Here is a 22,615-nt window from a genome sequence, read left to right on the forward strand (position 1 = left end):
CTCGTGACCACCTTGGCCCCCCGTTCCACCCACGGCCTGTTCACCTCGGGCGAGCCGGTCCGTTCCTGGACCGTGAGCACCGCCAAGCCCGTCCGCTACGAGGTGGGCTTCACCCCGGACGTACTGGACCCGCGCAACCCCGCGCTCGCGGGCGCGGGAGTGCCCGACGACGACCCCGTGCCGCCCCGCCGCCTCCTCGTGGTGGAGACCACCGTCGACGAGCTGTACGGCGACCGCCTCCGCGCCTACGGAGAGGCCCGCGGCCTCGACTACGAGATCCATGTGCTCACCGCACATGAGCAGCTGAAAACGATGGACGCCGTCTTCTCGGTGACCGAGGCGATGGACCGGTTCGGCATCGCCCGGCGCAGCGAGCCGGTCGTCGCCATAGGCGGCGGCGTGCTGATGGACGTCGTCGGCCTGGCCTGCAGCCTCTACCGCCGCAGTACTCCGTACGTACGGGTGCCGACCACTCTGATCGGTCTGGTCGACGCGGGTGTCGGGGCGAAGACCGGCGTGAACTTCGGGCCCTACAAGAACCGGCTCGGCACCTATCACCCCGCCGCGCAGACGCTCCTGGACCCGCGGTTCCTGGCCACCCTCGACCGGCGGCACCTGAGCAACGGCATGGCCGAGATCCTCAAGATCGCCCTGATCAAGGACCGTGATCTGTTCGGCCTGTTGGAGACCCACGGCGGCCGACTGGTCGACGAGCACCTCCAGGGCGGCAGGGGTCTCGACCCGGTCGTACGGGAGGTGCTGGGCCGGGCGGTGCAAGGCATGTTGGAGGAGCTGCAGGGCAACCTGTGGGAGAGCGAGCTGGAACGGGTCGTCGACTACGGCCACTCGTTCAGTCCCACGCTGGAGATGCGCGCTCTGCCCGAGCTGCTGCACGGTGAGGCGGTCTGCCTCGACATGGCACTGACCACCGTGATCGCCGAAGAGCGCGGTCTGGTCCTGCCCCGGGAGCGCCGCCGGATCCTGGACGTGATGCGCGGGCTCGGCCTGCCCGTATGGCACCGGCTGTGCGAACCGGGCGTGCTGGGCGAGGCGCTGGCCGACACGGTCCGCCACCGCGACGGCAGCCAGCGGCTTCCGCTGCCCCTGGGCATCGGCGACGCCGTCTTCGTCGACGACGTGACACCCGACGAACTGGCCGACGCGGCACTGAGTCTGACGCTGTATCACACAGCAGACAAGGAGGACGGTCATGCGTGAAGCAGTCATCGTCGCCGATGTCCACGAACCGGCGGACGTGCACGGAGTGCACGCCGCCGAGGGCCTCTCGCGCTGGACGTGTCTGGCCCGGCGCACCGGGCTGCACGGCCGGTGGGAAGCGGTCGAGTGGGCCTGGCTGCCGCCCGGCGGCGTCAGCGGGGAACACCGTCACTCCCGTACGGAGGAGCTGTACTTCGTCCTCCGCGGGCGCGGCGAGATCACCCTCGACGGCCGCGCGCACCCCGTGCGCCCCGGCACCGCCGTCCTCACCGCGCTCGGCCGTCGGCACGCACTGCGCAACACCGGCAAACGGCCCCTGTCCTGGCTCGTCATCGAAATACCCGCCGATACACCCTCCCCACCCCCCACGAAGGACACCGTCATGCACCACACAGCCGACACCAACGCGGTCATCACCGACCTGTACCGGTCGGGGCCGGTGGACGCCGCCACCGTGCTCAGCGGCCCTCTGCGTACCGTGCGCGTGACCCGTCTGCTCCCCGTCGAAACGGCCGAGCTCGCCGCCCGCGATGTCGAGCACACGGTGTACGTGACCGACGGCGCCGGTACGGCCCGGGTCGGAGCGACGAGTGTGGCGCTCGCCCCGGGCGTCTCCGTGACCCTGCCCCTGGGCACCGAGGCGCACGTAGAAGCCGGTCTCGACGGACTGGAGTACTTCCACGCCGTCCTCGACGTGCCGCGAGAGGAGCAGTCGTGATCGTCAACGCGAGCCGCCGGACGGCGGCCCTGCACAGCGGCGGACGAACCCCCATCCGCATCCGCTGTCTGGCCCGGCGCGGCATGCTGCACAGCGAGTGCGAGGCGGTCGACCGGGTGAGCCTGGCGCCGCACGCGCACTACGACCTGGTCGGCCGGGCCGGTACCGAAGCGGCCTGGTACGTCCTGGGCGGCCCGCTCACCGCCCACTGGCCTGGCGCCCCGGCCACCGGCACCGCGCTCGGCGAAGGCGGTCTGATCCTGGCCCGCACGGCACAGGACATCACCCTGCGGGCCGGGCCGGACGGCGCCGAACTGCTCTGCCTGACCGTGACGCCGTCGGCCATCACCCGCCAACTCCCGCCCCGCACCCCCGACATGACCAAGGACCGGACATGACCACGGCCACCACCTCGCGCGCCCCCGGCCTGAGCGCCGTCCACCACATCGCCTTCACCGTGCCCGACCTCGACGAGGCGGTCGCCTTCTTCACCGACGTACTGGGTGCAGAAACGGCGTACCGCACCGGGCCGATCGCCACCCCCGACAGCGACTGGATGCACCGCCAACTCGGCGTCCACCCCCGGGCCACCGCACACATCGCGATGCTGCGCCTCGGCCCCACCCTCAACCTCGAACTCTTCGAATACACCGGCCCCGGCCGACGCGAGCAGATGCCCGGCAACAGCGACTGGGGCGGCCACCATCTCGCCTTCTGGACCGACGACTTCGACGCCTGCGTACGCCATCTCACCGCCACGCCGGGTGTACGCGTGCTCGGCGAGCCGGAACAGGTCGGTGAAGGCCCGATTCGCGGCACCCGCTGGGTGTACTTCACCACCCCGTGGGGCCAGCACCTCGAACTCGTCCACGCCCCCGACCGCCAGCCCTACCAGGAGCACACCGACATACGCCTCTATCAGCCGCAGGCCCCGCACGAAGGGAGAGGGACATGACCGGCATCTGGGGACCCGGCACCCCGCCGGTGGTCCGGAGCGACGCCACCCGCTACGACGCCGACATCGTCGTGATCGGCTCCGGCGCCGGGGGAGCGACCATGGCCTGGGCCCTTGCCGGGACCGGCGCACGCGTCCTCGTCGTCGAGCGCGGCGGTTTCCTGCCGCGCGAGGAGGCCAACTGGTCGCCGCAGGCGGTCTTCGGAGACGCCCGCTACCGCAACGCCGAGACCTGGCACACCACCGGCGGCACGGCGTTCACCCCCGCCGCCCACTACTACGTCGGCGGCACCACCAAGGTGTACGGGGCGAGCCTGCCCCGGCTGCGCGAGAGCGACTTCGACGCGGTCGACCACCTGGACGGCACCTCCCCGGCCTGGCCCTTCGACTACGGGGAGTTGGAGCCCTACTACGCCGAGGCCGAGCGCCTCTACCGCGTGCACGGCCAGCACGGTCACGACCCGACCGAGCCGGCCCGGTCCGGCCCCTACCCCCATCCGCCCGTCGCCCACGCGCCCCGCATCGCCGAGCTGGAGCAGCGCCTGCGCGCCCAGGGGCTCCACCCCTATCCCCTTGAACTCGGCGTCGACCTGGCCGACGGCGGGACGTGCGTACGCTGCGACACCTGCGACGGTTTCCCGTGCCGGGTCGGCGCCAAGAGCGACGCGGAGACCCGTGCCCTGCGCCCCGCACTGCGCGCACCGACGGTCCGGCTGCTCACGCATACGTATGTCTCACGGCTGCGCACCGACCCGTCCGGGTCCATCGTCACCACCGTCGAGGCACACCGCAACGGCCACCCCGTCACCATCGTCGCGGGCACCGTCGTGGTCTCCTGCGGGGCCGTCAACTCCGCTGCGCTGCTTCTGCGTTCGGCGAGTGGTGCCCACCCCGACGGTCTGGCCAACGGCAGTGGTCTGGTCGGGCGGAATCTGATGTTGCATCACAACAGCATGCTGATGGCCGTCGACCCCCTGCACCGCAACCCGTCCGTCTTCCAGAAGACCCTCGCCGTCAACGACTTCTACCGGGCCGGTGACCAAACCCCCCACCCGCTGGGCAACCTCCAGCTGATGGGCAAGGTCCACCCGGCGGCGATGGCGACCGCGCACCCGCGTGTGCCGCGCCGGATCCTGGGCGAGCTGGCGGACCGCAGCGTCGACTGGTGGCTCATCTCGGAGGACCTGCCCCGGCCGGAGAACCGCGTGCTGCTCGGGCCCGGGGGAGGGGTCACCCTCGACTGGCACCCCGTCAACGCCCGGGCCCACCGGCGCCTGGTGCGCCAAGGAGCACGGATGATGCGCCGCGCCGGATACCCGCTCGTCCTCACCCACCGCATGGGCGTCGAGCACACCGGCCACCAGTGCGGCACCACCGTCGCCGGTCACGACCCCGCCTACTCGGTCCTCGACCCCTACTGCCGCAGCCACGAGGTACGCAACCTGTTCGTCGTCGACGGCGGTTTCTTCCCCTCGTCCGCGGCCGTCAACCCGACCCTGACCATCGTCGCGCAGGCCCTGCGCGCGGGCAGGGACGCCGCCGTCCTGCCCTGACACCGCCCAAGGAGATCCACCATGTCACTCCACCGTCTGTCCTCAGTCACCATCGGGGTCCCCGCCCCCGCCGCGACAGCCCCGTACTACACCGAACTCGGCCTGCGCTCGCACGACGACGGCTGGTTCTCCACCCGCGACGGCGGCCGCCAGCTGCGCATCGTGCGGGCGCCCACCCGACGGCTGATCGAGATGCGCGTCGGTGTCGACGACACCGACGACCTGGATTCCGCCTTCGCCCGGCTGCGGCGGATGGGCATCGCCGCCGCCCGGGGGGAGGGGCCGAGTCTGATAGCGGCCGACCCCGTCACCGGGGCCCGGGCCGTGCTCCAGGTGGAGCCGCGCCCCACCCCGCAGCCGACGCCTCCCACCCCGTACAACGGACCGGGGCGCTTCGAACGCACCGCCGGCCGAGCGCCGGGCATCCTGCGCCCCGACCGGGTGCGGCCCAGCAAGCTGGGGCACGCGGTGCTGGGCACCCCCGACCCCCGCACGACGGCCGCGTTCTTCGGCGACGGCCTCGGCTTCAAGGTCAGCGACTCGCTGGGCGACGCGGGGTCCTTCCTGCGCTGCACCACCGACCACCACAACCTCCTGGTCCTGAAGGCACCCGTGCCCTTCCTGCACCACACGTCGTGGCAGGTCGACGACGTGGACGACATCGGGCGCGGCGCCATGGCCATGCTGGAGGGCCACCCCGAGCGCCACATCTGGGGCTTCGGCCGCCACCACATCGGGTCCAACTTCTTCTGGTACCTCAAGGACCCGGCGGGCAACTTCACGGAGTACTACTCCGACATGGACTGCATCGTCGACGACCAGCTGTGGGACCCGGAGGTCTTCGACGTCAACGAGAGCTTCTTCAGCTGGGGCCAGCCGCCCCCGCCGTCATGGATCTCGCCGGAGGACATGGCCGCGCTGATGACCGGCACCCACACGGCCTGAGCCTCGTCCGGGGCGAGCAACAAAACGAGAGATCGCCCCGGACAGGATCTAACGTCGGGCTGTGAGACAAGACGAGGACGACACCATGCCCAGTGTCCTGATCGTCGACGACCATCCGTTGTTCCGCAGCGGTCTGAAGGCCGCGTTGGAGAGCACCGGCGGTGCCGACGTCGTCTCCGAGGCCGCCACCGGCGCCGATGCGCTGGAGGCCGTGGCGCGCCGGCAACCGGACGTCGTCGTCATGGACCTGTCGCTTCCCGACGCCTCGGGTATCGACGTCACCCGGCAGCTGGTGGGGCTGTATCCCGGGCTGCCGGTGCTGATGCTGACCATGTCGGACGACGACGGGAGCCTGCTGGCCGCGCTCCAGGCCGGTGCCCGTGGCTATCTGGTCAAGGGCGCGGGTGCGGGGGAGGTGCTGCACGCGGTCCGTACGGTGGCCGCAGGCGGCGCGGTGTTCGGCCCGCAGACCGCGTCCCGTCTCACCTCACTGCTGGTCGAGGGTCGACGCCACGACGCCGAGCAGCTGTTCCCGGCGCTCACCGCGCGCGAGGCGGAGGTGCTGGACCTCATCGCCCGGGGCCTCGACAACCGGCGCATCGCCCGGGAGCTAGTGCTGTCCGAGAAGACGGTCCGCAACCACGTCACGCACATCTTCGACAAGCTCCAGGTGACCACCCGCGCCGAGGCCGTGGCCAGGGCGCGGGACGCGGGCCTGGGGGACGAGGACTGAAGGAGGCGCCGTGATGGACGAGGCGTCAGCTGTGAGGGGCGGGCGCTCCGCCCTGGCCTTCGCCGCGTACGGGCTGACCCTCGCCTCCGCCGTGACCTGGGCCGTCCTCGCCCTCGCCCACCTCGACGACGCGAAGCTCATCCCGTACATCATTCCAGGCGGTGTCCCGGCTGTGGCCGCCACCGGAGTCGTGCTGCTGGGCGCTTTCATGACGGCCCACCGCCCCCGCAGCGTCCTGGGCCCGCTGCTTGTCGTGACGGGGACGGCCAACGTCTTCTCGGAGGCCGTCCTTCTCCTCGCGGCCACCACCGGCCCCCCTCCGTACGGCGTCGACATCGCCCTGGCCCTCGTCTCGCGGCTCTCCTACGCACTGGCGGCCTTCACCTTCTACGTGCTGCCGCTGTACCTGCCAAGTGGGCGACTTCCCCGGCACTGGATCTGGCGGCCCTACCTCGTCCTCGTCGCCGTGTGGAGTCTGGTGCCCGCGTATACCGACCCCGCGCGCAGCTACAGCCTTCCCGACCCGCTGAGCGGCGGCGCGTGGGGGCGCGTGAGGACGGCGTTCGTCTCCCACCTCCCCGTCCTCCAGATCATCACGGTTCTTCTGCTGATCGGCCTCACCGTCATGGCGGTGCGCTGGTGGCGCACCCCCGACCGGCGCCAGATCATTCCCGTCCTGCCGTATGTGATCTGGCTCGTCTTCCTCTACGTCGGCCGCCTCGCCCCGCCCACCGGAGCCCTGTGGACCTACGCGTACGCGGTGGCGTTCCTCTGGCCGTTCTGCGCGATCTACGGCATCAGCCGCGACCGCTCCGGCCAACTGGACCGCGCCACCCGCAAGATGCTCGCCTCCCTCCTGCTCACCGCCGCCCTGATCGCCGTCTACACCGTCGTCTCCCTGCTGGTCCTGCGCGCCCTCCCCGGGGGCTTGAGCAGGCAGGCCCTCGTGTCGGGCGCCGTGGGTCTGGCCTCCGGGGCCCTGCTGTATCCCTGCGCACGTCTGGCCGTACGGGTGGTGGACCGCATCTACTACGGCGACCGCGCCCGCCCGTACCACGTGGTCCGGGCACTCTCGCAGCGGCTCAGCCAGTCCGCCCCACCCGCACAGGCCCCACGTCTGCTGTGCGACACCGTCGTGACCACCCTCAACCTGCCCGGCGCCAAAGTGGTGATCGACACCCGCAGCGGCCCGCGCACCCTGGCCGCCGCCGGGGAACCGGTGTCCGACTTGTATGGATTCCCCCTGACGTACGAAGGCAATGTCGTCGGCCATCTGCATGTCGCTCCGAGGGCGGGTCAACGGGCCCTGGACCGCCAGGACATGGAGGTCCTGCGGTTCCTCGCCGACCAGGCGTCCCCCGCGCTCGCCTCCGTACGCCTCTACGAAGACCTACGGGCGGCTCGCGAACGCATGGTGGTGACCCGGGAGCAGGCGCGCCGCACCCTGCGGCACGACCTGCACGACAGTCTGGGCCCCGCCCTGTCCGGCGCCCGGCTCCAGATCGACACCGCGCGCTACGCCGTACCGGACGACTCCAAGGCCGCCCGGCCGCTGGAGACCGCCTCCGAGGGCATCGGGCAGGCGATCGCGGAGCTGCGTCGCATTTCCGCCGGCCTCGCACCGGCCGCCCTGGACCGCAACGGGCTGTGCGGCGCGTTGCGGCAGCTCGCGGACCGGTTCGGGCAACGGCTCCCGGTGGACGTGCGCTTCGCGCCCGACCCGCTGCCGGGGCTCCCGGCCGCCGTGGAAGTGGCCGTCTACCTCATCGGGGGCGAGGCGCTGAACAACGTCGTACGGCACTCCAGGGCGACTGCGGCCGTGCTGAGCGTGCGGGTGGTGCCGGACGAGGTGACGATCGAGGTCAGCGACGACGGGTACGGGATCGTGGAACACCGTACGGGCGACGGTGTGGGCATCCGGTCGATGCGGGAGCGGGCGAACGAGCTGGGCGGGGAGTTCACCCTGGCCCGGGGTGAGAACGGCGGCATGATCGTCAGGGCGTCGTTCCCGCCGGTGGCGGGTCCTTTCCCGGGATGACCATGGGTGAGGGTGCACGATCGGTCGTGTGTGCCCCCTTCCGGGCGAAAGCAACCCGCCCGGCCACGGGTAGAGACTCCTCATGGCCTTTACACGCAGCCTGTTCGTCCCCGCTCTCCTCGGACTCTTCGGGCTCCTCACCCCTGCCGTCGCGGTCGCGCATCAGGTGGCACCGGGCGACCCGGCGGTGGTCACCACTGACTCGGGAGCAGTACGCGGAGTCGTCACCAACGGGGGCCGCGCCTTCCTCGGTGTGCCTTTCGCCGCGCCGCCGGTGGGGGAGCGGCGCTGGCGACCGCCCCAGCCCGTCGCCGCGTGGTCCGGGGTGCGGGACGCCGGCCACTTCGCCGGTGCGTGCGCCCAGCAGGCCCGGCCGGTGCTCGGCAACCCGGAGGTCACCAATGAGGACTGCCTCTACCTGAACGTCTTCACCCCGCCGGGCGGCGGTGGCGGCAAACCCGTCCTGGTGTGGTTCCACGGCGGCTCGTTCGTCTCCGGGACCGGCGCCCACTACGACGCGTCCCGGCTTGCCCGCACCGGCGACATGGTCGTGGTCACCGCCAACTACCGGCTCGGCGCGTTCGGATTCCTGGCCCATCCGGGGCTGACCGCCGAGGCCCCGGACACCGGATCCGGCGACTACGGCCTCATGGACCAGCAGGCCGTGCTGCGTTGGACCCGGGCGAACGCGGCGGCCTTCGGCGGAGACCCCGCCAACGTGACGGCGGCCGGGCAGTCGTCGGGCGGTCTGAGCGTCTGCGGGCACTTGGCCGCACCCGGTTCGCGCGGCCTGTTCGCGCGTGCCGTCATCCAGAGCGCCCCATGCGGCGTGGCATCCCGTCCGGCCGCAGAGGCCGCCGCCACGGGCCGGTCCTTCGCCACCGGCGCGGGCTGCCTGGGCAGCGCGCCCTCGATCGTCGCGTGCCTGCGGGCCAAGTCGGCCGCCCAGCTGCTGAAGGTGCCCACCAGCGGCGCGGCCCCCTGGTGGCCGGTGTCCGGCACGCCGGTCCTGCCCGTACCGCCCGGGCAGGCCATCGCGGCGGGGGAGTACGCCAAGGTGCCGACGCTGATCGGCAACGGGCTCGACGAGGGCACCATCGGCACCCTCATCGTCGAGTCCGCCGGGGTGCGCCTCAACGCACTCACCTACCCCCTCGTACTCTCCGACCTCTTCAAGGAGGACGGCCCGAAGGTCGCCGCACGGTATCCGGCCTCGCGGTACGGCAACGACTACCGCCTCGCGTTCGCGGCCGCGTTCGGCGACTACCTCGTGGCCTGCCCCACCCGTGAGGCTGCCCGGCACTTGGCCACCGCGACACCCGGCCGCGTCTACGCGTACGAGTTCGCCGACCGATCCGCGCCCATGCTGTACAACATGCACCCGGATTTCCCACTGGGTGCCTACCACGGCGCCGAGATTCCGTACCTGTTCGGCTATCTGCCAGCTGGAGACGTGAAGTTGACCCCGGCGCAGACCCGGTTGTCGCAGACCATGACCACCCTGTGGTCGCGCTTCGCCGCCAACGGGGCCCCTGACCCTGCTACTTGGACTCCTACCACCGCTGACCCCTACCGGACGCTTTCTCTGGTCCCGGACGCGATCACCCTCCGGACCGACTTCGACGCGGCCCATCAGTGCGCCTTCTGGGCCACCCTTCCGCCGCCGACCTCGCAAGGGCCGGCGTAACGGTGGCGAGAGTTGTCAGTACTGCCAGTGCGGGCGGCCGCTCACGATCCGGCAGTAGATCTCGCGCCCGTTCGCGGCATGGGTGGACCGGCCCAGATCGGCTTTGCGGCAGAACTGGCCCGCGTTGTAGCAGTTGCCCGCGTTGGACACGATCTCGCAGTCGCCGGAGCCGGTGGCTTTCGTGCTCGGGGCCGGGGCAATGGGGGTATGCGATTTCGGCGGCGCGGGCGCGAGGGTGTGCGGCTTCGCGCTCGTCCGGCTCGGGGTCGGCGAAGGTGTGGGGGAGTCGGCCGGGGTTGTGACCGGGGCGGCCGAGGAAGATACGGGAGCCGGGGAAGACACGGCAGGGGACGAGGCCTTGGGGTCGGTGCCGTCCTGACACCCCGCGAGCGTGAGGGCGGCCGCGAGGACAGCACCGACGACAGCGGTTCTCGCACGCCGCGAGCGCGAGGGGCCGGATATGGACATGGGTCTGAATAAGGACATGGCTGAACTCCTGCTCCGAGCATGGGACGTATGCGCATCGGGCGTGCCGTATGCGCTGCGCAGCAGGTTACGCGCCCGGCGGCTTCGGCACGGCGCAAATGGATTCCATCGAGACAGGGTTTTCCTGGTGGCCGGTTCGGATCGCTCGGGACGACGGATGAGCGATGGACTGGGTCGACGGGCCTTCCTCCGTGCCGGAGTCACGTCGCAGTTCGTGCGCCTTGTGCATGAGCAGGCGGGCGTGCTCGTGGTCTCCCAGCGCCCACTCGATCTTGGCGATCAGCCGGTACGCGTAACCGAGTCCGGCCGGGTCGTCCACCGCCTCGAAGCGTTCGAGCGCCAGAGCGGCATGGTGACGGGCCGTCGTGAGGGTTCCGGCCTTGCGGAGGGCTTCGGCCGCCGTCGCGTGCGCATGGGCCGCGCCCTCCTGATCGCCCCGGTCGTCCAGCAACCGGGCCGCCGTCTGGGCCGGTTCCACCGCGTCCGGATGCTGCCCGGCGTATATACGTAACGCGGCCTCCATCACGAGGCACTCGGCCAGCAGTTCCTCGTCGTCGGCCGCTTCCACACAGGAGTGCGCCTCGGCCTGGAACCGCATGGCCTCGTCGACCAGATCGGCGGCCAACGCCCGCTCGGCCAGCGCCATGAGGTGGCGACCGCGCTCGGCCCCGTCTCCGGGTGCCGCCCCGGCCGCGCGTACGAGTTCGGCGGCCACGTCCTCGCGCGTGGCGGAGGGGGCATGATCTGCCGGTTGTACGGGGCCGAGCTGTGCGCCCAGGCGGGCCAGCGCCGCCTTGGCTCGGGCGATGCCCGTGCCGTCGCCCCTGTCCGTCGCGTACCGGAAGGCGGCCTCGGCCTCCTCCCTCGCCTCCTCGGTCCGCTGCTCCTCATGCAGGGCGTCGGCAACGTCGCAGCTCAGCTCGGTCGCGAGGTTCCACCGGTCCGCACGCGCCGCTCGTGCGGCCGCGCGTAGTTCTCCGAGTGCGGAGGCCCGCCATGCGGTGCGTGCGCCGTCGTCGCGTCCGGGACCCAGACAGCGGCGCAGGTGCAGATACAGCGAGGTCCGCCGCAGGACTTCCTCGTCGGGAGTGGTGCGCGAATAGCTGCGGTAGAGGTCGTGGAAGGCATAGCGGCCGTTGGCGCGTTGCAGGAGTCCCACGTCGACGAGTTCTTCCAGCATCAATCCGCAGATGCCCGGCGGCAGATGGCACAGCGCGGCCGCCGAGCGCCGGTCGAAGTCCGGTCCGGGATGGCCTGCGCAGTGCTGGAGCACCTCTCTCTGCTGGTCGTTGAGTGCCTCGTACGACACCGTGAAGGCCATACGCACGCGATCGTCGTCGGAGTGCAGATGCTGCAACGGGCGGTCCGACTCCCGCATGGCGTCCAGCAACAGGTCGGGCGGGGTGCGGCGCAGTCGGGCGGCGATCGGGAGCAGGGCGAGCGGGAAGCAGCTCAACAGCTCGGCGATCTCGGCGAGTTCGCCGTCGTGCCCGGTGAGCCCGCTGATGTCCTGGAGCAACGCCACCGCGTCGGCCATCTCCAGCGGAGCGAGTGCGTACCGGCGGACGTGGTGCGGCATCTGCGGCATCGCATCGGTGAGCGAGGCACGGCTGGTGACCACGATCAGCGCGTCGCGCGCGGTCGCGTCGGTCGTGTCGATCCGGGTCAGCTCGGCGGCGTCCGTGACATCGTCGAGCAGTACGGGTGGGAAGCCGGCACTCGCATGCTCGCCGAGCCGCCTGTACAGCTCTGCCGCCAGCGCCGACTTGCCCACGCCGGGAGGCCCGTGGATGACGAGGACGCCGGGCCCCCGCAGGGCCTCGGCGGTCAACTCCCGCAGCTCACGGTCCCGGCCGAACAGCCGCGTGGCGGGCAGCGGTCCGGGCACGTCGGTGCTGCGACCCGGGTCCTGCGGTTTCGGGTCGTCGTACGCCGGGTTGTGGAAGACGGCGATGCGCTCACCCGAGTTGTGGGCCCCGATCTGTGGGTGCTGCGGGTGTTCGCGGGTGCTCAGCAGCTGATGCAGCCGGGCGTGCACGGTCCCGAAGTCGAGCACCGGCCCCGCGTCGGGCACGCCCGTCCGCAGGAGCCCGAGCAGGGCTCCGGTGAAGGCGGACAGCTCTTCGTCGGCTGGCGAGTACGCGACTTCGGTGGCCGCGCTGGAGGTCAGTACACAGACACCGTCGATGTCGGCGGCCTGCTTCAACAGCGTCTCGCGGGCACTCATACCTCCTTCGACGGCGGCTCCGCTGAAACAGCAGTCGAGGACCATGGCGCACTTGAGGCCGTGCCGACGGTGTGCCGCACGCACCTCGTCACGGATGTGCGCGTACGGCAGTGCCCGCCACATCTGGTGGTCGTTGGAGTCGTGCAGCGCGAGATGCAACTCGGTAGGCCGGTCGGGGTGCAGCAGCCCGTGCCCGGCGTAGTAGACGAGCAGCGTGTCGGTGGCCGCGTGAACGGCGGCGTCGATGGCCCGCATCACCTCGACCCCGTCGGCCTCGCTGCCGAGCACCCGGCAGCTCGCGGGGTCGAGCCCCCACACGGTCTCGTCGCACAAGGCATCCCGTAACGCCGTGAGGTTCCGCTCCACGGCGGGAAGTTGCGCCAGCCGACCGTCTGCGGCATACGTGGGGATGCCGATCAGCACCGCCCGGGAGCCCGCCGGGTCGGACAGCAGAGCCGTCATGTGTCGGACGGCTCCTGCTCCTTGCGGGCCTGGAGCACCCGGAGTACGTCCTCGGCTGTCCCCTCCAGCACGGTGCCATCGCTCTCGGTGATCCGTACGGTGGGCGTCGGCGCACCACGCGGGCGCCGCCAGGCGGCCGTGGTGACCAGCAGCCCGAGGACGCCCACCGCGCTGTCCGCGACGGCGGTGATCGTGTCCAGGGAACCCATGGGGGCGGGCGGGGGCGCTGATGACCCCGGAGGCGGTGGTGTGGGGGAGCCCCCGGTCCCGATCGTGACGCCCGAACGAGCCACCGATGGATCGCGGAGCAACCACCCGGTCAGAGCCGTGGCGCCGGCGGCGCTCCCTACCGTGATCCGTACCTCGGCCATGCGGTTCCCCCGTGGATCGTGTGACCGGCACCGGAGAGACCAGGATTCCACCTCTCCCTTGCGCGTGGAGAGACTTCGCAGGGTTTCCCCCGTGCGGGGGTGTGGCCACGCCGCTTTCGCGCCACGCCGGGCAGCCGGATGGTCCAGTCCGAGTTGCCCGTCCGGTGCGACCGAACTTGACTGATGGCGACTTGTTCGTCGTGTGAGGGGGTGCCTCCGGTCATGCGCCCGTTCCTGGCCGGACCCACCGGGCTCGGCACCTCGGCCTGCCGTATCCGGCCGTCGCTCGGCGCAGCCGCGCCGGTGGGCCCGGGCAGCTTCACCATCCCCGAACTCCGCTGCCCTCCGCCGGTCCGTATCGACACAGCCCTGGCCGAGGAGGTCGACGAGAGGCTGCTGGCCTGGGCGGAGCAGGTCGGGATCTACCCCGGGTGCCTCGACCGGCTCCGCGCGGCCGACTTCGGGCTCATGGCCATGCTCGGCTACCCGGACACCGACGACCCCGAACGCCTCCTGGCACCGGCCAAGTGCGCGGCGACCATCTGGGCCGTGGACGACTTCTACTGTGACGACGCCGACCTCGGTGCCGTGCCCGAACTCCTCGGCTCGCGGCTCGCGATCGCCGCCGCGCTGGTGGAGGAGATCCGCCTTCCTCTCCGCTACGCACCCGCGCTCGAACAGACCGCGCGCGGCGACCCGTTGCTGGTCGCCCTGCGCGGCGCGGTGGAGCACATGGGCCGGTTCGCCACGCCCACCCAACTGGCCCGCTCATGCCATGCGTTGTTCTCCGTCTTCCTCTCCTTCGGTCAGGAAGGTTCCTGGCGGCTCACCGGCCGCATTCCTCCCGTATGGGAGTACCTGCAAAACCGGCAGGCCAACAGTTACCTCCCGTTCCTCTCCTGCGTCGACACGGTCACCGGCTACGAGGTCGCGGCCGAGATCTATGCCGATTCGTACGTCCGAAGTGCCGTACAGGCAGCGGCACTTGCGAGCACCCTCGTCAACGACCTCTACTCGATCCCCCTGGAAGACCGCACGGCAGGCCAGGACTTCAACCTGCCGATCGTCATCGCGGCCGAGGAGAACTGCTCACTTCAGGAGGCGGTCGACCGCACTGCCGCGATCCACGACGAGCTCATGCTCCGGTACGAGGCGGAAGCGGCGGCGCTCAGTGTCACGGGGCCGCCCGAGCTGCGTCGGTATCTGACCGGCGTCATGGCGTGGATGGCGGGCGCCCGGGAGTGGCATCGGCGCAGCCCCCGTTACCGGGACTCCGGCTGACACCTCCCCGCCGGGACTCCCCTGAAGGTCAGGGCCACGTTGTGGCCGCCGAATCCCGCCGAGGTCTTCACCGCGACGACCTGCTCGCCCTCCAGTTTGAGCGGGCGGCCGTGCACCACGTTGATGGAGAGGTCCTGATCGAGGCGGGTGAAGTTGCGGGTCGGCGGCACCATGCCGTGGTGGAGGGCGAGAACCGTGGTGATCGACTCGATGGCGCCGGCCGCGCCGAGGCTGTGGCCGGTCATCGACTTGTTCGCCGAGACCGCCGGGCCCTGCGAGGCGTCCCCGAAGACCTCCCGTATCCCGCGTGCCTCGGCCGTGTCGCCGGCAGCGGTCGCCACACCGTTGGCGTTGAGGTGGGTGACGTCTGCGGGGGTCAGACCGGCGTCGGCGAGCGAGGCCCGGATGGCCATGGCGGTCCCGGTCCCGTTCGGCTCCGGCTGCACCAGGTGATACGCGTCCGAGGAGATCCCCACCCCGGCGACCTCGGCGTAGATCCGGGCGCCCCGATCCCGCGCGTGCCGCTCGGACTCCAGGACGAGGATGCCCGCCCCTTCGCCGAGCACCATGCCGTCCCGCCCCACGTCGTACGGGCGGCACGCTGATGCCGGATCGTCCACCCGCAGTGACAGCGCCCGCATCGCCGCGAACGACGAGAGGATCATCGGGTGCAGGGGCGCCTCGGCGCCGCCCGCCACCACGACGTCCACGGTCCCTCGGCGGATCAGGTCGACCGCCATCGCCAGTGCCTGCGTCCCGGACGAGCAGGCGTTCACCGTGGCGTGCGCACCGCCGCGCGCGTTCACGAGTACGCTGACGGCCGCCGCGGACGCGTTGCCCATGGACAGGGGCGCGGTCAGCGGCGGCACCCGGTTCCAGCCTCGGGACTTCAGCGCCTCCCAGCCGTCGAGGAGCGCGGCCATGTCGGCCACCGCGCTGGAGACGACCACAGCCGTCCGCTGCGGGGAGAGCTCGGCTCCGTCGAGGCCCGCGTCGCTCCACGCCTCCGCCGCGGCGGTCACGGCGAGCTGCGCGGTGCGGCTCAGACGCACACGTTGCAAGGGCTCAAGTCCCGGGCCGGGTTCGACCCGTACGCGGCCGCCGATCTGGGGCGGCAGTTCGTTCGCCCATGGCTCCTCGTCCAACAGCCGGATTCCGTTCGCACCGCGCAGCATCGCCTCCCATGTGCTGGTGACGTCACCGCCGAGCGCGGTGGTCTCACCGAGGCCGGTGACGACGGCCTTCGTCGCGATCTCTTTGTCCTGGGTTTCCCCCGGCATGGTTCCTCCTGTTCAGGATGGCGGCTGCGTCGTCCGCGTGAGCTGGTCGGCGAGCTTGCCGGAGTCCTTCTTCACCTGGTTGACGAGCACCTTGCGCAGCAGCGGCTTCGGCATGATGCCGAAGTAGTCGCCGGGTTCCACCTCGAACGTCCAGTGCACGCCGGTGGTTCCGTCCGCGTGTTCGGTGTACGCGTAGGTGCCGATGTAGTGGAACGGCCCCTCCAGCGTGTGGAACTTGGAGAGCCGCCCCGGCGCGAACTCGTCGATCTCGACGGTGAACGACATCCGCTTGCCGATCAGTTGGAAGGTGATCTCGTACTGGCAGCCCGGTCGCGGTTGCCCGTTCAGCAGCCGGGTGTGGACGCACGCCGACTGCCACTCGGGATCCCGGACGGGGTCCGACAGCCGGGCGAAGGCGTCCTCGGGCGGTACCGGAAGGTCGAATGCGTACTCAGCCTTGATCATCGTTGGTGTGCCCTCCCATGTGTGGCGCGATCGCCCGGGCGGCGATGGCGGCGTACGGCGGATACATGACCGAGTTGTGGTCCCCGGGGACGTCGATGACCTGCAACGATCCCTTGATCAGCGTGTCCCAGCCGAGCTTGGGGCCGTAGTCGGCCTCCTCGTCAGCCGCGCGCAGGAGCAGCAGGTCGAGGCCGTTCGGCTCGGGGAGGTAGGTCTGCAGGGCGATGCCGTTGGCGAGATACGCCTCGAAGTAGCGGAGGATCTGTGCACGGTCCGCGTCCTCGGCCAGGACACCGATGGCGGCGGCCTGTTGGAGGATGTGGTCGAAGGCGGCGTCCCCGCCGAGTTCCCGCAGTCCCTCCGCCGGAATGTCGAGGGTCTTTCCGTACGGCACCGCGAGGTCCCGCGCGAACCACGAGAGCATCGTCGCGTCGTCCGGCGCCTCGGGGATGTTCTCCTCGATCGGGGCGCGGCTGTCGATGGCGGCGATGAGCTCGATCTCCTCGCCTGCGGCGCGCAGTTGTCCGGCCACCTCGTACGCGATCACACCGCCGAAGCACCAACCGCCGAGCAGATACGGGCCGGTCGGCTGGATCTCCTTGAGGTATGCGATGTAGCGCGCGGCCATCTCCTCCACGCTCACCTCGGCCTCGCCCTCGCTCTCGATGCCGGGGGCCTCCACCGCTTGGACCGCCCTGCCCTGGGGAAGGTGGCGCGTCAGCTCGACGTAGCAGAAGACCGTGCCGCCGAAGGGGTGGAACAGGAACAGCGGCCACTGGTCCTCCTCGCCCTCCCGCAAGGTGACGAGCGGAGTGCGCGGGCTGTCCTGGCCTCCCCGGCGTACGAGGGTGGCCAGCTCGGCGATGGTGCCCTGGCGCAGCATCACCGAGATCGGAATGTCCACGTCCCATGTGTCGCGGATGGCCGCGCTGAGCCGGACGGCGAGCAGTGAATGGCCGCCCACGTCGAAGAAGTTGTCGTGGATGCCGACCTCGGCGATCCCCAGGATCTCCGTCCACATCCGCGCCAGCGTGATCTCGGTGGCGTCGCGCGGCTTCTCGAAAGCGGCGTCCGAGGTGACGGTGGGCGTCGGCAGCCGATTGCGGTCGATCTTCTTGTTGGCCGTCAACGGCAGTTCGTCCAGCGTGACAAGGATGGAGGGCACCATGTACTGCGGCAGCGACACCCCCGCCGCCGACTTGACCTGCGCCACCTTCAGCTCGAAGCCGGGCTCCGCGACGAGATAGCCGACGAGCCGATCGTCCCGCACGACGACGACGGCCGCCGATACCCCCGGCACCGCCTGGAGGACGGCCTCGACCTCGGCGAGCTCGATGCGGTAACCGCGCAGCTTCACCTGGTTGTCCAGGCGGCCGTGGTGCAGCAGACGGCCGTCACTGGTCCAGCGCGCCCGGTCGCCGGTGCGGTACAGCCGCTGCCGCGCGGCGGCCGGCAACCCGGTGACGAACCGTTCCGCTGTCAGCTCCGCCCGGTCCCAGTACGCATGGGCAAGTCCGTCGCCGCCGATCCACAGCTCGCCGGGGAAACCCGGCTCGACGGCGCGTCCCTGCGGGTCCAGTACGTACAACTGGGTGTTGGCGAGGGGCGCCCCGATGTCGATGCCGCGCGAGGGATCCACCATGCCCGCCGTGGACCAGATGGTCGTCTCGGTGGGCCCGTACACATTGCGCAGACTCGCCACCCGCGCGGCCAGGAACTCGGCCAACTCCAGCGGCAGTTCCTCGCCGCCGCACAACACATTGAGCCGTGGGCTGCCGCTCCATCCGGCGTCGCGGAGCATGCGCCACGAGGTGGGAGTCGCCTGCATCCACGTCGCGCCGGAGTCCTCGATACGGGCCGCCAGAAGGGCGCCGTCCGCAGCCGTCTCGCTGTCGCACACGACGACACGGCCACCGGCCACCAGCGGCATGAACAGTTCCAGGCCGGCGATGTCGAACGAGATGGTGGTGACGGCGAGCAGGCTGTCGGAGGACGAGAATCCGGTGTTCTCCCGCATCCCCAGCAGCAGGTTCACCAGGGCGCGATGGCCGATCGCCACCCCCTTCGGCCGTCCGGTGGAGCCGGAGGTGTAGAGGATGTACGCCAGGTCCGGAGCGGCCGTATCGTGCGCGAGACTTTCGTCGACGGCACCGGAGACGCCCGCTGACAGGTTGTCCAGCCGCAGCACGGGAACGCCGGACAGCCAGCTCTCGCGCAGGCTCTCCTGGCTCAGCAGCAGCCGCGCCCGGGAGTCCTCGGCCATACAGGCCAGCCGCTCGGCGGGGAGATGGGGGTCCAGCGGTACGTAGGCGGCGCCGGCGTCCAGGACACCGAGGAGGGCGGCCACCAGCGGCGCGCCACGCTCGGCCATCACCGCTACGCGGTCGCCCGCGCTGATGCCCGCCGCCCGCAGGGCCGCCGCGATCTGCTCGATCTCGGACCACAGTCGGCCGTAGCTCCACTCCTCGTCGCCGTCGACAACGGCAATCGCGTCGGGAGTACGCAGGGCCTGGTCGCGACACAGTTCCGGGAGCCTGGCCGTGGGCAGTTCGCGCTCGGGGCCGGAGCCCCAATCCGCGAGCTGCGCCAACTGCTGCTCGTCGCCCCGGCCGAGGCTGTGCAGCGGCTCGTCCGGGGTGCGGACCAACGTCTCCACCGTGCTCACGAACGCCGCGGCCAGCTCGCGGCCCGTGCCCGCCTCGAAGATGTCGGTGTTGTAGCGCAGGACACCCGCGAAGGCCCCGTCCCGCTCGGCACCCATCTCGATCCACAGATCGCTCTGGCCCTCCTGCTGCGGCACCGGATACGGGCGCACGGTCGCACCCGCGATGTCCAACTCGGCACCCAGGCCCGGTTCCAGCAGGAAGAACTCGTCCAACTCGTCGAGGAACGGCAGCCGGTCCCATGCGAAACCGGCCTGGTACAGCGGAGTGCGGCTCGGGTCCCTAGGCGGTGCCAGCTCCCGCACCAGCCAGGGAAACGGCAGCTCCTGCGCCCGTAGCGCCTCCAGCACCCGCCCCCGGCAGGACGCGAGCAACTCGCGGTATGTCACCGCCTCGTCGACCTCACCGCGTACGACGACGGTGTTGACGAAGTTGCCGAGGGCGTCGCGGAACTGCCGTTGCAGACGGCCGGAGGTCGGGGTGCCGACCATGATCTCCGACTGGCCGCTGAGTCGGCTCAGCAGCACGAAGTACGCGGCAAGCAGCACCATGTACGGCGTCGCCGAGCTCTCACGAGCGAGTTCCCGCACCGCGTCGGTCGCTTCGGCCGAGAGCGCGAAGGGCACCGAGCCGCCGTCGTGCGTCGGCGCCGGAGGCCGGGGGCGATCCCCGTACAAGTCCAGACCGGACGGCGGGTCCGCCAGCCGTACGGCTTCGCTGTCGAGCAGCGCCCTGGCCTTCCCGGTCGCCAGGAAGGACTGCTGCTGTTCGGCGTAGGCCGCGAAGGCGCTGCCGTCCGGCGCGAACCGGTCGGGCGTGCCCTCCAGGCGGCTGCGCACCTCGCCGAGCAGGAGCCCGAGCGACCAGAAGTCGCACGCGATGTGGTGCATCACGACCGTGAACACCCAGGTGCGCTCGGCGGTGCGGTAGAGGTGGACGCGCCACAACGGGGGCCGGGCCAGGTCGAACGGCGCACGGCTGTCCGTCCTGATCCGCTCCCGCAGTGCCCGGGGGGCCAGGTTCCGCGCGTCGATGTGCCGGACGTCCAGCGGTACGGACTCCTGGACCCCCTGCGTGGGCCCGTCCTCGCCGGGACGGAAGAAGACCCGCAGCGCGTCGTGCTCGCGTGCCAGATCCTCGACGATCCCGTGGACGGTGGCTCCCAACTCCGCGTCGGCGGTGACCTCGGCGGCGAACACGAGGTGGTAGGCGGAGCACTCCGGGTCCGCCTGGTGAATGAACCAGAGTCCGGCCTGTTGCGCGTTGACCAACGGCAGCGGGATCGCCGGGCGATCGGCGGGAGCGGTCGCCTCTGTCGTCATCACTGACCGTCCGTTGTCGCCGTGACGAGCTCGGCGTTCATTGACTCCCAGAGCGCCTCGGCCAGGGAGTCCACCGTCGGGTAGTCCCACAGCAGGCCCGGAGGCAGGTCGGACAGGCCGCAGGAGTCCTCGATCTCCATGCCGACCGAGAGCGCCGCCATGGAGTCGAGGCCGTACGCGGTGAAGGGCCGGTCGGTCGCCACATCGGCGGGCGATATCCCGGCCTCGGCCGCCACCGCCTTGACGAGCATGTTCCGAACGTCGTCGAGCTTCATGTCCCTGTTGCTCATTGCTGGTTGGACCTTTCGATGTGTGGCTGGTGGACCTGTTCAGAGGACGTGGGTGGATTCCGGCTCCGGGCCCGCCTCGTGTGCACCTGGCGCGGCCTGGCGGACCGTCCGGATGGAGAAGAACTCGTTGTCGGCGCGCTGGGAGTTCATACGGGCGATGAGCTTGCGGGCGGTCGACGGTTCGAGGTCCCCGACTTCGTACTGGTGGATCCGCGGGCGAGCCAGGGCGGCCTGCAGCCAGACGCCGTCGGCGAAGAAACGTCCGAGGTGGTCCCGGTTGAACAGCCACATCCCGAGTGCGGCCACCTTGGCGTGCACGGCGCAGAACTCCTCGGCCAGCCGCATCAGTTGTGGTGAGGTGGTTTTGGTGGACGCCGACGGGTGTGCGGCCTGGGCGGCCTGCCATTCCCGTACCTCGGAGACTCGCTCGAACAGCGCTTCCACCTCCTGCCGCAGCTGCTCGGCCTGCGCTCGCAAGGTGGTGAGCCGGTCCGCGTCGCAGTCGGGGGAGGGGGACAGCCCGGCGAGGCGGCTGATCAGTGCGGGGAGGCCGGCGAACACCGCGTCCCTGCCGCGTCCGAACACGCTCCCCAAGGCCGGGTCGAACGTGGGCAGTTCGGCCCGCAGGTCGTACAACGTGCGCCAGTCGTCGTCCCGCTGCCGGCGGTGGGCCTTGGTCATGGCGGGCAGTTGGAGCGCGATGCTGTCCAGGCAGACCGGCTCGCTCCCGTCGAAGACCGACACGACAGCGTTGTCGCGGAGCATCTTCTGGAAGATGCCCGCATGCTCGGCGGCCCGCATGTAGTACCGGGCGCCCAACGTCCGGGCAAGTGCCTTGCTGTTGAAGTCGACCAGGCGGGCCACCTGCACCTTGGCCAGGTTTCCCCAGACGCTGAACTCCTCGGCGTACAGATGCAGTCCGCGCATCGCCACGAGGCTCTCGCACTCCGCGACTAACACGCTGAGGTAGGCGTTGGCGAGGCATTCCGACACATACGGGATCTCGCTCGCCGGGCCGTCGTACAGCATCCTGCGGGACAGGAAGCCGCTCACCGTACGCAGCATGGTGTCGCCCGTGCCGAGCGACAGCGCGGTGCAGAAGGTCCGGGTGATCAGCAGGCCCCGCAGGGCCAGTTCGAGTCCCTCGCCCTCGGCGCCCAGCCGGGCCGACTGATCCACCCGTACGTCGTCGAAGGCGACCCCGCTGATGTCGCACCCGCGCAGGCCGTAGGTGGGAACGCGGGGGACCGGGCCCACCGTGCCGGAGGTGACCTGCGACCTGTCCACGAGGAAAAGGGACTGACGGCGTTTGGCCGGCACGTCTTCGTTTCCGGTGGTACCGAGCAGCACCACATGGGTTGATGTCCGGCCCCGGTTGATCGGCCACTTCTCACCGGACAGGAGGTATTCACCGTCGTGCGGCGTCGCTCGGAACTCGTTGGCGGCAAGATCGGCACCGTGTTCCGGCTCCGAGTACGCCAGACAGGGAACAACCCCTCCACGCAGCACTGTTGCCGCGTGCCTCGCCTGCTGTTCCTGGTCACCACCGATCCAGGCGAGGAGATTCCATATCTGCGTGCTCTCGCTCACCGCGACGTTCATGTCCCGGCGCGCGATCACACGGTTGAGCATCAAGATCTCCTCGGCCGTCCGGAGATGACCACCGAGCCGCTCGGGAACGAAGTACCGGTGGAATCCGAAAGACCGCACCCGGTCGATGCCTTCAGCGGGCAACTCCTCGCGTTCATCGAGCTCCAGAGCGCGGGCGAACGATACGGAATTCGACTCCAACTCCGGGTCGCCGAGCCACTTCTCCAGGCTTTCCGCGAGGGAGGTGGCATCGGTGGATATCCGTGCTGCCTCGCTGGATACGACATCCGGAACGGGCCTTGCTGTTGATAATCGCGTCATTGGTCACTCC

18 protein-coding genes are annotated in these 22,615 nt (G+C 70.7%); 10 read left to right on the forward strand and 8 right to left on the reverse strand.

The genetic code is table 11. The features are described from left to right. Window positions 1–3: 3 nt before the first annotated feature. From ACT1U9_RS31325 to ACT1U9_RS31365, 9 genes are all read left to right on the forward strand, one after another. Entirely contained in the window at window positions 4–1,218 is a 1,215-nt protein-coding gene (locus tag ACT1U9_RS31325; protein WP_444535993.1) for a sedoheptulose 7-phosphate cyclase, read from the forward strand. Beyond that, complete coding sequence (locus ACT1U9_RS31330) at window positions 1,211–1,936, forward strand: cupin domain-containing protein (RefSeq protein WP_444535994.1); 726 nt, start codon at window positions 1,211–1,213, stop codon at window positions 1,934–1,936. Before ACT1U9_RS31325 ends, ACT1U9_RS31330 begins: the two co-directional genes overlap by 8 nt. Beyond that, window positions 1,933–2,334 carry a hypothetical protein gene (locus ACT1U9_RS31335; RefSeq protein ID WP_444535995.1) on the forward strand — a complete coding sequence of 134 codons (402 nt, stop codon included), beginning with the start codon at window positions 1,933–1,935 and terminating at the stop codon, window positions 2,332–2,334. The genes ACT1U9_RS31330 and ACT1U9_RS31335 overlap by 4 nt, the downstream gene beginning before the upstream one ends. Then, entirely contained in the window at window positions 2,331–2,891 is a 561-nt protein-coding gene (locus ACT1U9_RS31340) for a VOC family protein (RefSeq protein WP_444535996.1), read from the forward strand. The genes ACT1U9_RS31335 and ACT1U9_RS31340 overlap by 4 nt, the downstream gene beginning before the upstream one ends. Beyond that, window positions 2,888–4,444 carry a GMC oxidoreductase gene (locus ACT1U9_RS31345; protein ID WP_444535997.1) on the forward strand — a complete coding sequence of 519 codons (1,557 nt, stop codon included), beginning with the start codon at window positions 2,888–2,890 and terminating at the stop codon, window positions 4,442–4,444. Before ACT1U9_RS31340 ends, ACT1U9_RS31345 begins: the two co-directional genes overlap by 4 nt. A 21-nt stretch (window positions 4,445–4,465) precedes the next feature. After that, a complete protein-coding gene (locus ACT1U9_RS31350) occupies window positions 4,466–5,389 on the forward strand; it encodes a VOC family protein (protein WP_444535998.1) in 924 nt (307 codons plus the stop codon). 85 nt (window positions 5,390–5,474) lie between these two features. Continuing rightward, window positions 5,475–6,122, forward strand: coding sequence for a response regulator (locus ACT1U9_RS31355; protein ID WP_444539302.1), 648 nt, complete (start codon window positions 5,475–5,477; stop codon window positions 6,120–6,122). 13 nt (window positions 6,123–6,135) lie between these two features. Then, the gene (locus ACT1U9_RS31360; RefSeq protein ID WP_444535999.1) at window positions 6,136–8,160 is read left to right on the forward strand and encodes a histidine kinase; all 2,025 of its coding nucleotides are present in this window, start codon (window positions 6,136–6,138) and stop codon (window positions 8,158–8,160) included. Between the two features lie 82 nt (window positions 8,161–8,242). Next, the gene (locus ACT1U9_RS31365; RefSeq protein ID WP_444536000.1) at window positions 8,243–9,847 is read left to right on the forward strand and encodes a carboxylesterase/lipase family protein; all 1,605 of its coding nucleotides are present in this window, start codon (window positions 8,243–8,245) and stop codon (window positions 9,845–9,847) included. A 15-nt stretch (window positions 9,848–9,862) separates the two neighbouring features. On the opposite strand, the gene ACT1U9_RS31370 is transcribed toward ACT1U9_RS31365, so the two are convergent. The 3 genes from ACT1U9_RS31370 to ACT1U9_RS31380 all read right to left on the reverse strand — a co-directional run bounded on the left by ACT1U9_RS31370 (window position 9,863) and on the right by ACT1U9_RS31380 (window position 13,393). After that, window positions 9,863–10,333: a hypothetical protein gene (locus tag ACT1U9_RS31370; RefSeq protein WP_444536001.1), complete on the reverse strand. Its 471-nt coding sequence runs from the start codon at window positions 10,331–10,333 to the stop codon at window positions 9,863–9,865. Window positions 10,334–10,400: 67 nt separating this feature from the next. After that, complete coding sequence (locus ACT1U9_RS31375) at window positions 10,401–13,022, reverse strand: caspase, EACC1-associated type (protein ID WP_444536002.1); 2,622 nt, start codon at window positions 13,020–13,022, stop codon at window positions 10,401–10,403. Continuing rightward, window positions 13,019–13,393: an effector-associated constant component EACC1 gene (locus ACT1U9_RS31380; protein ID WP_444536003.1), complete on the reverse strand. Its 375-nt coding sequence runs from the start codon at window positions 13,391–13,393 to the stop codon at window positions 13,019–13,021. The genes ACT1U9_RS31375 and ACT1U9_RS31380 overlap by 4 nt, the downstream gene beginning before the upstream one ends. A 222-nt stretch (window positions 13,394–13,615) precedes the next feature. Here ACT1U9_RS31380 and ACT1U9_RS31385 point away from each other — a divergent pair, with 222 nt between their 5' ends. Next, window positions 13,616–14,674 (forward strand): family 2 encapsulin nanocompartment cargo protein terpene cyclase, encoded by a 1,059-nt coding sequence (locus ACT1U9_RS31385; protein ID WP_444536004.1) that lies wholly within the window; start codon window positions 13,616–13,618, stop codon window positions 14,672–14,674. Here ACT1U9_RS31385 and ACT1U9_RS31390 read toward each other — a convergent pair. From ACT1U9_RS31390 to ACT1U9_RS31410, 5 genes are read right to left on the reverse strand one after another with little or no spacing between them, the layout of a single operon-like run. Then, window positions 14,656–15,954: a beta-ketoacyl-[acyl-carrier-protein] synthase family protein gene (locus ACT1U9_RS31390; RefSeq protein WP_444536005.1), complete on the reverse strand. Its 1,299-nt coding sequence runs from the start codon at window positions 15,952–15,954 to the stop codon at window positions 14,656–14,658. The genes ACT1U9_RS31385 and ACT1U9_RS31390 overlap by 19 nt on opposite strands. Window positions 15,955–15,966: 12 nt before the next feature. Then, entirely contained in the window at window positions 15,967–16,419 is a 453-nt protein-coding gene (locus ACT1U9_RS31395) for an SRPBCC family protein (protein ID WP_444536006.1), read from the reverse strand. Continuing rightward, entirely contained in the window at window positions 16,406–20,404 is a 3,999-nt protein-coding gene (locus ACT1U9_RS31400) for a non-ribosomal peptide synthetase (RefSeq protein WP_444536007.1), read from the reverse strand. The genes ACT1U9_RS31395 and ACT1U9_RS31400 overlap by 14 nt, the downstream gene beginning before the upstream one ends. Further along, the gene (locus ACT1U9_RS31405; protein ID WP_444536008.1) at window positions 20,404–20,694 is read right to left on the reverse strand and encodes an acyl carrier protein; all 291 of its coding nucleotides are present in this window, start codon (window positions 20,692–20,694) and stop codon (window positions 20,404–20,406) included. Before ACT1U9_RS31405 ends, ACT1U9_RS31400 begins: the two co-directional genes overlap by 1 nt. A 39-nt stretch (window positions 20,695–20,733) precedes the next feature. Further along, on the reverse strand, window positions 20,734–22,605 hold the full coding sequence (locus ACT1U9_RS31410; RefSeq protein WP_444536009.1) for an acyl-CoA dehydrogenase: 1,872 nt from the start codon (window positions 22,603–22,605) through the stop codon (window positions 20,734–20,736). Window positions 22,606–22,615: the final 10 nt, after the last annotated feature.

The organism is Streptomyces sp. BR1 (assembly GCF_052373795.1).
In the GTDB taxonomy this organism is placed as follows: domain Bacteria; phylum Actinomycetota; class Actinomycetes; order Streptomycetales; family Streptomycetaceae; genus Streptomyces.

Coding starts and splice junctions, on each gene's coding strand:
- ACT1U9_RS31330 (WP_444535994.1), top strand. CDS start 1,211: ATGCGTGAAGCAGTCATCGTCGCCGATGTCCACGAACCGGCGGACGTG.
- ACT1U9_RS31340 (WP_444535996.1), top strand. CDS start 2,331: ATGACCACGGCCACCACCTCGCGCGCCCCCGGCCTGAGCGCCGTCCAC.
- ACT1U9_RS31345 (WP_444535997.1), top strand. CDS start 2,888: ATGACCGGCATCTGGGGACCCGGCACCCCGCCGGTGGTCCGGAGCGAC.
- ACT1U9_RS31350 (WP_444535998.1), top strand. CDS start 4,466: ATGTCACTCCACCGTCTGTCCTCAGTCACCATCGGGGTCCCCGCCCCC.
- ACT1U9_RS31355 (WP_444539302.1), top strand. CDS start 5,475: ATGCCCAGTGTCCTGATCGTCGACGACCATCCGTTGTTCCGCAGCGGT.
- ACT1U9_RS31360 (WP_444535999.1), top strand. CDS start 6,136: ATGGACGAGGCGTCAGCTGTGAGGGGCGGGCGCTCCGCCCTGGCCTTC.
- ACT1U9_RS31365 (WP_444536000.1), top strand. CDS start 8,243: ATGGCCTTTACACGCAGCCTGTTCGTCCCCGCTCTCCTCGGACTCTTC.
- ACT1U9_RS31370 (WP_444536001.1), bottom strand. CDS start 10,333: ATGTCCTTATTCAGACCCATGTCCATATCCGGCCCCTCGCGCTCGCGG.
- ACT1U9_RS31375 (WP_444536002.1), bottom strand. CDS start 13,022: ATGACGGCTCTGCTGTCCGACCCGGCGGGCTCCCGGGCGGTGCTGATC.
- ACT1U9_RS31380 (WP_444536003.1), bottom strand. CDS start 13,393: ATGGCCGAGGTACGGATCACGGTAGGGAGCGCCGCCGGCGCCACGGCT.
- ACT1U9_RS31385 (WP_444536004.1), top strand. CDS start 13,616: ATGCGCCCGTTCCTGGCCGGACCCACCGGGCTCGGCACCTCGGCCTGC.
- ACT1U9_RS31390 (WP_444536005.1), bottom strand. CDS start 15,954: ATGCCGGGGGAAACCCAGGACAAAGAGATCGCGACGAAGGCCGTCGTC.
- ACT1U9_RS31395 (WP_444536006.1), bottom strand. CDS start 16,419: ATGATCAAGGCTGAGTACGCATTCGACCTTCCGGTACCGCCCGAGGAC.
- ACT1U9_RS31400 (WP_444536007.1), bottom strand. CDS start 20,404: ATGACGACAGAGGCGACCGCTCCCGCCGATCGCCCGGCGATCCCGCTG.
- ACT1U9_RS31405 (WP_444536008.1), bottom strand. CDS start 20,694: ATGAGCAACAGGGACATGAAGCTCGACGACGTTCGGAACATGCTCGTC.
- ACT1U9_RS31410 (WP_444536009.1), bottom strand. CDS start 22,605: ATGACGCGATTATCAACAGCAAGGCCCGTTCCGGATGTCGTATCCAGC.